This is a genomic window from Prevotella intermedia ATCC 25611 = DSM 20706 (assembly GCF_001953955.1).
GTDB lineage: Bacteria > Bacteroidota > Bacteroidia > Bacteroidales > Bacteroidaceae > Prevotella > Prevotella intermedia.
The window spans coordinates 1413247-1425343 of the sequence record NZ_CP019300.1; the positions used below are offsets into that span (position 1 = coordinate 1413247).

Sequence of the window (12097 nt, forward strand, 5' to 3'; positions counted from 1 at the left end):
TCTACAAAGTTCGTATCGTAATAAACAATAAAAACGGAGAAGCTCAAGTTTGAACTTCTCCGCTTTTTATTTATATTTGCTTGTCAATCTGCTTACATCATGCCTCCCATACCTGGGTTTGCTGGCATAGCTGGAGTTTCTTCAGGTTTATCAACAACGATACATTCAGTTGTGAGGAACATACCAGCGATTGAAGCTGCATTTTCCAAAGCTACACGAGAAACCTTAGCGGGGTCGATAACACCTGCTGCACGCAAGTCTTCGTACTGGTCGCGACGCGCGTTGTAACCGAAGTCGCCCTTGCCTTCGCGTACCTTATTGACAACTACTGCACCCTCGCCACCAGCGTTATAAACAATCTGGCGAAGTGGTTCTTCAATGGCACGGCAAACAATATTGATACCTGTCTGTTCGTCAGGATTTTCGCCTGTAAGGACTTTCAAAACCTCTTGAGCACGGATATAAGTAGTACCGCCACCTACAACAACACCTTCTTCGGTTGCTGCACGAGTCGCACAGAGTGCATCGTCTACACGGTCTTTCTTCTCTTTCATCTCTACTTCAGAGTTGGCACCCACGTAAAGCACTGCAACGCCACCAGCAAGTTTTGCCAAACGCTCTTGTAGTTTCTCTTTATCGTACTGGCTCTTTGTGTTCGCAATTTCGCTCTTGATAGCATTCACACGCTCTGCAATGCTTTCCTTAGAGCCTGCACCGTCTACGATTGTTGTGAAATCCTTAGAAACGGTAACCTTTTTAGCTGAACCCAACATTTCGAGTGTTGCCTTGTCGAGTGTCAAACCCTTATCTTCGCTGATAACAACACCACCTGTCAATACAGCAATGTCTTCGAGCATAGCCTTGCGACGGTCGCCGAAGCCTGGAGCCTTGACAGCACAAATCTTCAAGCCACCACGCAAACGGTTTACTACCAATGTGGTCAAAGCCTCTGAATCAACATCTTCTGCAATAACCAACAATGGGCGACCGCTTTCAGCAGCAGGTTGCAAGATAGGCAAGAAATCCTTTACGTTAGATATCTTCTTCTCGTAAATAAGGATATATGGGTTCTCCATAAGAACTTCCATCTTATCGGTATCTGTTACGAAATAGCTTGAAAGATAACCACGGTCGAACTGCATACCTTCAACAACGTCGATGTTGGTGTCGCGGGTCTTGCTCTCTTCGATGGTGATAACACCGTCTTTCGATACCTTGCGCATAGCGTCAGCAAGCAACTTACCAATTTCAGGGTCGTTGTTGGCACTTACGGTTGCTACCTGTTCTATCTTGTCGTAGTTGTCGCCAACAATCTCGGCACTTTCCTTAATGAAGTCTACAACTTTATTGACAGCCTTGTCGATACCACGCTTCAAGTCCATTGGATTGGCACCAGCAGCCACATTCTTCAAGCCTTCTGTAACGATAGCCTGTGTCAGAATGGTTGCAGTAGTTGTACCATCGCCTGCGTCGTCGCCAGTTTTGCTTGCCACACTCTTAACGAGCTGTGCGCCTGCGTTCTCGAAACTGTCTTCAAGTTCTATTTCCTTTGCTACCGTAACACCGTCTTTTGTGATTTGAGGAGCACCGAACTTCTTTCCGATAACTACGTTTCTCCCCTTAGGACCTAATGTAACTTTTACTGCATCAGCAAGTTGGTCTACACCGCTCTTGAGCAATTCGCGGGCGTCTTTGTTGAATTTAATATCTTTAGCCATTTTGTTTGTCTTATTTTATGTATTCTGTTTTTCTATGTTTTATTTGTTGCGATGTTCTCATATAGCCCACTCCCCTATATATAATAAGGTATAAATGCACAGAGAACGCTCACTTTTATTTTTTATTCTACAACAGCAAGAACGTCGCTTTGACGCATCATAAGATACTTCTCGCCATCGTTTTCGATTTCGGTACCAGCATACTTGCCATAGAAAACTTCGTCGCCGACCTTCAAAATCATATCTTCGTCTTTTGTACCGTTACCAACAGCAACCACCTTGCCACGCTGTGGCTTTTCTTTTGCTGTGTCGGGAATAATAATTCCACCTACTTTCTGCTCCGCTTCGACTGGGAGAATAAGCACTCTGTCTGCTAATGGTTTAATTGTCATAATTGTTTATATTTTTAATTTTAAGTCTTCAAGCATATTGAAACACGCTTTCTGCACATTCGCCAATCAATATACGAAAACCGTGCCAAAAAAGAAATAAGACGAAAATAGCAGGGCAAAAATGCAAGATATATTCTTTGACGAGGCAAAAGCGGCGTTTTCGCTTTGCAAAAGAGCCGCTTTTGGACGGTAAAACAGCCGCTTTTACCTTGCAAAACCTACGCTTTTGAAACACCCTTATAAACATCTGATTATCTGATAATTACAGAGTAGGTTTTTAAAGAAATATTGCTTTAAGCATTATACCTACATTTATACCCTATTGGAAAAACCGCAACACAGCATTAAGCCACAAAGGAGAAATGTAGAAACAAAAAGATATATCGGGCGAAAAGGATAGGATTGCATCAAAAAAAGCTACTGACAATATTGTCAGTAGCTATATGTCAGAATTGGCAGAAATACCTTCTAATGCGGAAAGGAAACTACGATTTAGTGTTTTGGTAAACGTAGCTGCCTTCCATATATATGTATTCTTCGGCAATAAGTTCTTCTAAAGTTGCACGCAATGTGTCTTGATTGGTTACAGAAGCATCGGTATCCATTCCTTTCAGTTCGGTAATATGGTGCTTCTTGCCGTCTGCCAACAAGTCGAGTATGGTTTCACGCAACGACTTTTTCAGTTGTTTGTTCTCGCCTTTATACGACAGACAAACATCGCAGCAAGCACAGTCGGTGCTTCGGTCTTCGCCAAAATAGCGCAAAAGCTGTCGGCTGCGACACGTATAGTCGTTTTGTATGTAATTTATCATCGCTACTATACGTTCCTCAAACTTTTCCTTTCGGTCTTCGTAAACAGCTTTTGAAATAACCAATTCTTCGCTATCAACACGGTCTTGAAGATACTTTATGACGGGAATATTCTTGCGCGGAATGAAGTTTATAATTCGTTTCCTACTAAGATTTTGCAGTATATGGTAGGTTTCGTTTCTATCCAAACCCACTACATCGGCTATATAGCTTTCGTCGATATAGCGATAATCCGTGAACAAACCCGAATAGTTGCGCAGCAATGCCGAAATTACTTTTTCTTCTTCGTTGCTCTGTTCGCCTAATCTGTATAGCTCATCGCGCGAAAGAATAAAGTGTATACGTGCCTTGCTGTCGGGGTCTGGTTCGTAGTCGATGTAGCCTGCACGGGTCAATATCTGCAAAGCTGCATTGACTTGGATAGGAAAATGGTGGAAATAGATGCAGAACTTGTCGATAGGAAACTCGAAAGTGGCATCTCTCCCACTCTCTACGCCTATTTGATAGAAGTACGCCAAATGTTCGTAAACAGTACGGATTTCTTCTTTTGCAGGGAAATTTTCCTTTACTCGCTTTCGTAAGTTGCGCTCATCGTTGCCCTGTGTGTGGAGCAAAATGGCATACGACCTTTTGCCATCTCTGCCTGCTCGCCCCGCTTCTTGAAAGTAAGCCTCGATGGAACTGGGTGGGTCGAGGTGTATTACCAAACGAACGTTGGCTTTGTCGATACCCATTCCAAAAGCATTTGTAGCTACAATAACACGAATTTCGTTGGCTTGCCACGCATTCTGGTGCTTGTTCTTGTCGGTGTTTTCCAATCCTGCGTGGTACCACGTTGCTGAAACACCATTCTTAAGTAAGAACTCTGCTGCTTCCTTTGTGCGCTTTCTGCTACGGCAATATACGATAGTCGAGCCGTCTACCGACTGCAGAATATGAAGCATTTCGTTGAACTTCTCTTGTGTTGTGCGCAGGACGTAAGAAAGATTCTTACGCTCGAAACTCATTCGAAATACATTCTCTTCGGCAAATCCAAGTCGGAACTGAATGTCCTTCACAACTTCTGGAGTAGCAGTTGCCGTAAGGGCAAGCACTGGAACATCGGGAAGTAGCTTCCTAATGTTCATAATTTCGAGATAGGAAGGGCGGAAATCGTAGCCCCATTGGCTGATACAGTGGGCTTCGTCTACGGTGATGAAGCTCACCTTTATGTGTTTTAGTTTCGCTTGAAACAGTTCGGAGCCAAGGCGTTCGGGCGATATATAGAGCAGCTTTATACCGCCAAAGATACAGTTTTCGAGCGTTGAGATAATCTCATCGCGCGACATACCCGAGTAGATTGCTGCTGCCTTGATGTGTCGCTGGCAAAGATTGTCTACTTGGTCTTTCATCAACGAAATTAAAGGAGTGATGACAATGCACACTCCTTCTTTTGCCAATGCAGGCACTTGAAACGTAATGGACTTTCCGCCACCCGTAGGCATCAGTCCCAACGTGTCTTTTCCTGCACCAATGCTCTCTATAACTTTGCTTTGAATACCTCGAAAATCGGGATAGCCCCAATATTTATGAAGGATTTCCTTATAAGTCATAACAAAACCGTTACGCAGCTAAACTTATTTGTCTATTCGTTTTCCGAAGGACGAATGCCTTCTATCTGAAGTTGAACGGCACCACGCTTGAACACATTATCTTCTATGGTATAAACAATATCGAACGAGCGTTTCGACTTTATATAGCGTGCCGAACGACTTTGTCCGAAAGCAATGCCATTCATAACGTTGTTCGACTTTGAATCGACAAGCTCCAACTTAATGTGCTCTTGCTCTCTGCCCACAACCTTGCTGGTACCGAAATCGAACACTTCTTTCGTACAGAACAACGGCTTTACGTTTTCTGGACCAAATGGTGCAAAACGTTTCAAGTCGTTATGAAACTTCTTGGTGATGTCTTTAAAGTCTATAACGGCATCAATATCCAAAGTTGCCTCCGTCTGATAAGGCTCGATGTGTTCATCAACATACTGTTGGAAACGGTTTCGGAACTCCTTTACATTCTCCCATTTCAGCGTTAAGCCTGCTGCATAGGTATGCCCACCAAAGTTGGTGAGCAAGTCGCTGCAACTCTCAATAGCAGAATAGAGGTCGAAACCTGCTGCAGTTCGTGCCGAGCCTGTGGCTAAATCGCCTTCTCGGGTAATGACTATGGTGGGACGATAGTAAATTTCCGTGAGGCGAGAAGCTACGATACCAATAACTCCTTTCTTCCAATGCTCATCGTAAAGTACAATGCTGTTTTGGTGTTTCTGGCTCTCAAGTCGCTCAACAATTTGGTTGGCTTCCTCTGTCATCTGCCTGTCTACATCTTTTCGCTTATCGTTGTATTTATCAATATGCTTTGCTTCTAACAGCGCAGTAGCCAAATCGCGTTCCACAAGTAGGTCTACACTTTCCTTTCCGCTCTCCATACGGCCGCTGGCATTAATGCGTGGACCTATCTTGAAGATAATATCGCTCATTGAAATTTCCCTTCCGCTGAGTCCGCAAATATCTACAATGGCTTGCAAGCCCACACTTGGATTTTGATTTAGCTGTTTTAAGCCGTGGAAAGCAAGGATACGGTTTTCGCCTACAACGGGGACAAGGTCGGCAGCGATACTCACAGCGCAGAAATCGAGTAGTGGAATAAGTCGTGAGAACGGTATATTGTTGTTCTTTGCAAAGGCTTGCATGAACTTGAAACCTACACCGCAACCACACAAATCCTTAAATGGGAAGCTGTCATCAGCACGTTTCGGATTTAATATAGCTACTGCTGGAGGCATATTATTATCAGGGACGTGGTGGTCGCAGATAATGAAATCAATGCCTTGTTCCTTTGCATAGCTAATCTCTTCGACTGCCTTTATACCACAATCGAGTATGATGATGAGTTTTACTCCACTTTCCTTTGCAAAGTCTATTCCCTTTTTGCTTACACCATACCCCTCGTCGTAACGGTCGGGAATGTAGTAATCTATATTGGAATAGAACTGCCGCAGAAATTTATACACCAATGCTACTGCCGTGCAACCGTCTACGTCGTAATCGCCGTAGACCATAATGCGTTCCTTACGCCCCATTGCATCGTTCAGTCTATCGACTGCAATATCCATATCTTGCATTAGAAACGGATTGATAAGGTCGGAAAGCTGTGGGCGAAAGAAACGTTTTGCCGCACTTTCGGTTGTTATTCCGCGCCTTATGAGCAACGAGGCTAGAATAGGACTAATACTGAGTTTCTCGCCCAATTCCTTTGCTGCATTTGTCTGTTCAGATGTAGATGGTGTGTAGTTCCATTTTAATTGCATCTTTATTGTTTTTATTTCTGCTTGTAAAGGTACAAAAAAAAGCGTAAGTCTCAAAAAGACTTACGCTTTTTTAATTCTATATTGCTATATTAAAGTCTTGACAAAACTTTAACAAGGCAAAATGGTTGGCTTTAAATTACAAACCCATTTTTGCGCGAATATCTGAAGGAATGGCATTCTTATTAACCATGTAGTCCATTGTATTTGCAGCAATGAAGTCCTTGGTCATATACCAAATGCCTTTGTACTTGCCTGTTTCGCCCCATGAGTTCTTAACCATGTAGTACTCTTTGCCGAATTGGTCTTTAGCAATACCGAAGATAAGCATACCGTGGTCATCGGTAAGTTCCCAAGTATCGTAACGCTCTTGACGCATTTCCTGTGTAGGAGTAATTTCTGGAACCTTTGCACCAAGTTCATCGATGAGGCTACGCTGCTTTGCAGGAGAAAGACCCAACCAACGTGCCATATCACTACCTTGGAGGCTCTGAACCTTATTGCCGTCTACCATGTATGCAAGACCGTCGCGTGTGAAGCCTGGTTCGCTAACGTCGCCACCCCATGCTACACAGTAACCGTTCATCACTGCGTTGTCGATAATCTTCATCATTTCGTCCATAGGTACGTTGTGAGACAATGGCAAACGCCAGTTGTCTTGTACTTCTACTGCAAATGAAGTATAGAATGGGTGGTGTGTATAAGAAGTAACGGTTACATAGTCGCTCCAATTCAAGCCGAGGCTTGCAGCAAACTGCTTCGGAGTATATGTCTTACCTTCGTATGTGAAAGACTCTGGGCACTTACCGAGGTAAGCATCGATGATGCCTTGAAGTCCCACCTTCCATTGGTTAGAGATTTTGCTTGCCTTATTTCTTGCTATTGCATTTACGTATGGTTCCATCAAAGAGAAGAACTCATTGAAGTTGAATAATGAATCACCTGTCAAAGAACCAGGGAAAGGCATTGCACCTTCTGGGCAGATACCATAGTTTTCAAGACAATAGAGAGGGTCGTAGCAAGAACCGCCTTGAGCGAATTGAGCATCACCATGCATACGAACTACCTGAATGGCACGATCCATATAAGTTTTGTTTGCAACAAAGCTCTCGCAAAGGTCGTAAGTCTTACCCGTTGCTTTCAGGATTTCTGCTTCAAAATAACTCAATGTAGAATAATCCCAACACGTACCTGAACGGTTTTGGTTCTTGATGCTTGTGATTGGATTTTTCTTAATCACTGTGAAGACAGGACTGTTGTCTACTTTCTTTGCTTCCTTCTTAGGAGTTGCGTTGGCACCAGCTGCAATAACAGCAAAAAGTGCGAGCACTAAAATTTTTTTCATAATTCTAAAATGCTTGCCAGTTTAGTTTGTACTCTGGCTCTCTTTAAAAATTTAAGTTGTTAATAATATTGATGTTATTCTCTTTATTTCTGTATTAAGCATTCATAAATGCTTCTATATCCTTTGCGTGATAAGGAATGAGTTCTTTACCGATGAAGCGGCAACCGTCGGCTGTGATAAGTATATCGTCTTCTATACGAATACCGCCAAAGTCCTTATAGGTATCAAGTTTATCAAAGTTCAAGAACTCTGCACAATGCTTCTTGGCACGCCATTCATCGATAAGAGCAGGGATAAAGTAGATGCCTGGTTCGTCAGTTACAACAAAACCTTCCTGCAAACGGCGTCCCATACGCAAGCAGTTTGTTCCGAACTGTTCGAGGTTAGGACGAGTTTCTTCGTCGAAACCTACGTGAATCTGACCAAGTGCTTCCATATCGTGAACATCGAGTCCCATCATATGTCCCAAACCGTGAGGCAAGAACATAGCGTGAGCACCTGCTGCAACAGCTGCATCGGTGTCGCCTTTTGCTAATCCAAGCTCCTTCATGCGCTCAAAGATGATACGGCAAACAGCAAAGTGCACGTCAGCATACTTAACTCCTGGTTTTGATAACTCAAGAGCTGCATCGTGTGCTTCTACTACTACATTATATATATCAAGCTGACGCTGGGTGAACTTGCCATTTATAGGGAATGTTCGTGTATTGTCAGAGCAATAGTGGCTCATTGTTTCTCCACCACAGTCGCACAATACGAGTCTGCCATCTTCCAATTCTGCCATTGAAGGATTACCGTGCATGATTTCGCCATGCTGTGAGAAGATGATAGGGAAAGACACCATTGAGCCATAAGAATTGGCAATACCTTCTATCTGACCTGCTACAAACTTCTCTGTAAGTCCTGGCTTTGTGATGCGCATTGCTGTCGTGTGCATCTTGTAACCTATGACAGCAGCACGTTCAAGCTCTTCTATTTCTTCTGCAGTCTTTACAGAACGCATCTTAACAACTGCATTGATAAGTTCAAGACTTCCTTCTTCTTTCTGCTTATTAGGATGAATGCCGAGCAAATCGCTAATCTGAATCTTAATATCAGCACGATAAGGAGGCAAGAAATGTATTTTTCTGTTAGATGCCTTTGCCTTGTCGCAGATATTCTGCAATTCGCTCATAGGTGCAGAATTGACAACTCCTACCTGAGCAGCAAGGTCGCTGACAGCATCAACACTTCCAAACCATACGATGTCTTCGATGTCAATGTCATTTCCTATCAGCATTTCTTTGTCTTCATTGACGTCGATAACGCCAACAAGACCATCACGCTGCTGACCGAAATAGTACAGGAACGATGAATCTTGGCGGAAAGGTGAATACCCATTCGCTGGTGAATTAACTGGAGACTCGTTGTTGCCAAACAAGAGAATAATGCCGTCTTTCACAAGCTTTTTAAGCTCGGCGCGGCGGGCTATGTACGTTTCTTTATTAAACATATTTGCTTTCATATATTAGTTTAGCTGCAAAGATAATAAAAATTCCCATAAATTCAGTAACTTTGCACTGTTTTTATTAAGTTTTTTAATGGAAATCGATATAAACACAGGATTAGTATTGGAAGGTGGGGGAATGCGAGGAGTATTTACCTCTGGCGTTTTGGACGCATTTATGAAACACGACCTCTACTTCAAGTATATTGTTGCAGTTTCTGCCGGAGCTGGCAACGGACTTTCGTATATGAGCCGACAACCACGCAGGGCAAGGGTTTCGAACATTGATTTGCTTGCAAAGTACGACTATATAGGCTTCCGACACCTTGTTACGCAAGGCTGTATCTTCGACCCAGAACTTCTTTACAAGCGTTTTCCCTACGAGATTATCCCTTACGACTACGACACTTATTTCGAGAAAACAAGCTTAGGCTATACGTTTGAAATGGTTACCACCAATTGCGAAACAGGCAAAAGCGAGTATTTGCAAGAGTGCAGTGGCAACAGACATAGGCTCAATGAAATTGCTCTTGCATCAAGTAGCTTGCCATACGTTACCAAAATAGTGGACATAGACGGCGTTCCTATGCTTGATGGTGGTATAGTAGATTCCATTCCGCTTATGCGTGCCATAGCAACGGGGCACAACAAGAATGTTGTTGTTTGCACACGCAACAAGGGTTGGCGCAATACGGGAACGGATTTAAAGATTCCAAAGTTTATTTACAAGAACTATCCGCGCTTGCGTGTTGCGTTAAGCCACAGAATAGAAGCCTATAATCGGCAATTGGAAATGATTGACGAATACGAAGAACGAGGCGAAATAAAAGTATTGCGCCCCGTTAAGCCTGTTGAAGTGGGAAGAATGGAGAAAGACGTAGAGAAGTTGGAAGCTTTCTACAAAGAAGGATTTGATATTGGCGAAGACTTTTGCAAGTCTATAACCTCCAATGGCTTGATTACTAAATAAAACTACTTCAACAAGTCGGGACGCAAGCGTTTTGTTCTTTCCATTGCTTGGTCGAACTCCCACTGATTGATTTTTGCTTCGTGTCCGCTCAACAATATCTCAGGCACCTCCCACCCTTTATAGTTTCGTGGACGGGTATAGATAGGTGCAGAAAGCATATTGTCTTGGAAACAATCGGACAATGCACTTTGCTCATCGCCGATTACGCCCGGTATGATACGTACCACAGCATCGGCAATAATGGCTGCCGGTAGCTCGCCACCTGTAAGCACAAAGTCGCCTATCGATATTTCTTTTGTTATCAGGTGGTCTCTTACTCGTTGGTCTACTCCTTTATAGTGTCCTGCCAGTATTATAAGATTGCCGCCCAAAGACAGGTCATTTGCCATTTTCTGGTTGAATTGCTCTCCATCGGGCGATGTAAATATCACTTCATCGTATTCCCGCTCTGCCTTCAAAGCACTGATACAACGGTCTATAGGTTCTATCTGCATAACCATTCCCGCTTGTCCGCCAAAGGGATAATCGTCTACGCGATGCCACTTGTCTTGGCTGTAGTCGCGGAGATTGTGCAATCGCACTTCTGCTAAACCTTTCTTTTCTGCTCGTGCCAAAATGCTTTCGTGAACAAAGCCTTCAAGCATTTCGGGCAATACTGTAATTATATCTATTCTCATATTGTAAGTACAAAGTTACCAATATTTCCAATAAAAGGTACAAGCATTAAGTTTTTTTTGTAACTTTGCAGGCAAATTCTAATGCAAATTTAAAATACTTATGAAAAAAATCTTTTCCCTCGCCATTACTTTTATGGCAGCTTTTACAAGTGTTCAGGCACAAAACGTGCAATTGCACTACGACCTTGGTCATAATCTTTCAGACGATTTAAAGGGTCGCCCTGCCGTTACAACCACTGTAGAAATGTTTAAACCCGACAAATGGGGTTCGACTTTCCTTTTCACCGATATTGATTATAAAAACGACGGAGTAGTTGGTGCTTATTGGGAAATTGCCCGAGAATTTGCAGTTTCTAAGAATAAGCGTTGGGCAGCCCACATAGAATATAATGGTGGAGCAACTACAGGCGAACTTCCAGTGGGCTACTATGGCAGCCGTTTCCAGCACGCTGCACTCGCTGGTGGTGCTTGGAACTGGGCGAACAAGGATTTTTCAAAGACTTTCAGCGTGCAACTGATGTATAAGTACACTTTCAAGAACAAGCACCTCGGCGCACACCCATTCAGCGGTTTCCAACTTACTGAAGTATGGGGCTTGAACTTTGCCAAGGGTTTGTGTACTTTCAGTGGTTTCTGCGACTTATGGTACGACCCCAATGTCAGCGGCAAACTCATCTTGTTGTCTGAACCACAATTTTGGTTTAACCTAAATACGCTGAAGGGTATGAACGGCGTAAACCTTTCGTTGGGTACTGAAGTAGAAATCAGCAATAATTTTGTTTGGAACAATAAAGGCAAGAACAATAAGTTCTACGCTATTCCTACTATTGCTGCAAAGTGGACATTCTAATTCCCTATTCACTTCTTCAACTATTTTCTATCTGTTAAATCTGTTTGCCTCAGATAGAATTTGGGCTGAGTTCCTTTCAAGGAACTCAGCCCTTTTAGTATTCGTTAAATAGTTATCCTATTTGCTTTCACTACTTTTTTATAAACGGAAAGTGAAGCATAAAAGTGTAAAGAATTATCGCAAACCCAACTATTATCTAACAACCTTGTTATCAACGTATTATAAAACCTATTGTTTTGCATTCCAAAAGTGGCTCTTTTGCACGGTAAAAGCGTAGGTTTTGCAGCGCAAAAGAGCCGCTTTCGCAATGCCAAAACGCAATTGCTACTTTTTAACAGAATTATCTTTACAAAAACAAAGCTGTTTTCAGCAACTTTCTTCAGCAAGGAAAAGCAAAATTGTTCCTCAAACAAATTCCTACTGAATCCAGTTTTGCAGCATTAAAAGGTCTTCTTTGGCGAACACCAATTCTTTCTGATGCAAACAAAAAAGCCGTCTTGGCA

Annotated in this window: 9 protein-coding genes; 2 read left to right on the forward strand and 7 right to left on the reverse strand. The window is 42.9% G+C overall.

What is annotated here, in order from left to right; genetic code table 11:
• Window positions 1–92 precede the first annotated feature (92 nt).
• The 6 genes from groL to BWX39_RS06030 form a co-directional block, all read right to left on the reverse strand.
• Window positions 93–1718 (reverse strand): chaperonin GroEL, encoded by a 1626-nt coding sequence (gene groL, locus BWX39_RS06005; protein WP_028906253.1) that lies wholly within the window; start codon window positions 1716–1718, stop codon window positions 93–95.
• Between the two features lie 122 nt (window positions 1719–1840).
• Window positions 1841–2110: a co-chaperone GroES gene (locus BWX39_RS06010; RefSeq protein WP_028906254.1), complete on the reverse strand. Its 270-nt coding sequence runs from the start codon at window positions 2108–2110 to the stop codon at window positions 1841–1843.
• Window positions 2111–2595: 485 nt separating this feature from the next.
• Complete coding sequence (locus BWX39_RS06015; RefSeq protein WP_028906255.1) at window positions 2596–4512, reverse strand: RecQ family ATP-dependent DNA helicase; 1917 nt, start codon at window positions 4510–4512, stop codon at window positions 2596–2598.
• A gap of 32 nt (window positions 4513–4544) precedes the next feature.
• Window positions 4545–6269: a single-stranded-DNA-specific exonuclease RecJ gene (gene recJ / locus BWX39_RS06020; RefSeq protein WP_028906256.1), complete on the reverse strand. Its 1725-nt coding sequence runs from the start codon at window positions 6267–6269 to the stop codon at window positions 4545–4547.
• Between the two features lie 136 nt (window positions 6270–6405).
• Window positions 6406–7611 (reverse strand): C1 family peptidase, encoded by a 1206-nt coding sequence (locus BWX39_RS06025; protein WP_028906257.1) that lies wholly within the window; start codon window positions 7609–7611, stop codon window positions 6406–6408.
• A 94-nt stretch (window positions 7612–7705) separates the two neighbouring features.
• Window positions 7706–9103 carry an aminopeptidase P family protein gene (locus tag BWX39_RS06030; protein ID WP_028906258.1) on the reverse strand — a complete coding sequence of 466 codons (1398 nt, stop codon included), beginning with the start codon at window positions 9101–9103 and terminating at the stop codon, window positions 7706–7708.
• Window positions 9104–9191: 88 nt separating this feature from the next.
• Between BWX39_RS06030 and BWX39_RS06035 the strand changes: the two genes are divergently transcribed.
• A complete protein-coding gene (locus BWX39_RS06035) occupies window positions 9192–10067 on the forward strand; it encodes a patatin-like phospholipase family protein (RefSeq protein ID WP_028906259.1) in 876 nt (291 codons plus the stop codon).
• A gap of 2 nt (window positions 10068–10069) precedes the next feature.
• Here the strand turns inward: BWX39_RS06035 and trmD are convergent, their stop codons facing one another.
• Entirely contained in the window at window positions 10070–10744 is a 675-nt protein-coding gene (gene trmD / locus BWX39_RS06040) for a tRNA (guanosine(37)-N1)-methyltransferase TrmD (protein ID WP_014710165.1), read from the reverse strand.
• A gap of 100 nt (window positions 10745–10844) precedes the next feature.
• On the opposite strand from trmD, the gene BWX39_RS06045 reads away from it, so the two are divergent.
• Entirely contained in the window at window positions 10845–11594 is a 750-nt protein-coding gene (locus BWX39_RS06045; protein ID WP_028906260.1) for a nucleoside-specific channel-forming Tsx family protein, read from the forward strand.
• Window positions 11595–12097 lie beyond the last annotated feature (503 nt).

Bases quoted from the DNA above. Each gene is read 5' to 3' on its own strand.
- groL (WP_028906253.1), bottom strand. From the start codon at position 1,718: ATGGCTAAAGATATTAAATTCAACAAAGACGCCCGCGAATTGCTCAAG.
- BWX39_RS06010 (WP_028906254.1), bottom strand. From the start codon at position 2,110: ATGACAATTAAACCATTAGCAGACAGAGTGCTTATTCTCCCAGTCGAA.
- BWX39_RS06015 (WP_028906255.1), bottom strand. From the start codon at position 4,512: ATGACTTATAAGGAAATCCTTCATAAATATTGGGGCTATCCCGATTTT.
- recJ (WP_028906256.1), bottom strand. From the start codon at position 6,269: ATGCAATTAAAATGGAACTACACACCATCTACATCTGAACAGACAAAT.
- BWX39_RS06025 (WP_028906257.1), bottom strand. From the start codon at position 7,611: ATGAAAAAAATTTTAGTGCTCGCACTTTTTGCTGTTATTGCAGCTGGT.
- BWX39_RS06030 (WP_028906258.1), bottom strand. From the start codon at position 9,103: ATGTTTAATAAAGAAACGTACATAGCCCGCCGCGCCGAGCTTAAAAAG.
- BWX39_RS06035 (WP_028906259.1), top strand. From the start codon at position 9,192: ATGGAAATCGATATAAACACAGGATTAGTATTGGAAGGTGGGGGAATG.
- trmD (WP_014710165.1), bottom strand. From the start codon at position 10,744: ATGAGAATAGATATAATTACAGTATTGCCCGAAATGCTTGAAGGCTTT.
- BWX39_RS06045 (WP_028906260.1), top strand. From the start codon at position 10,845: ATGAAAAAAATCTTTTCCCTCGCCATTACTTTTATGGCAGCTTTTACA.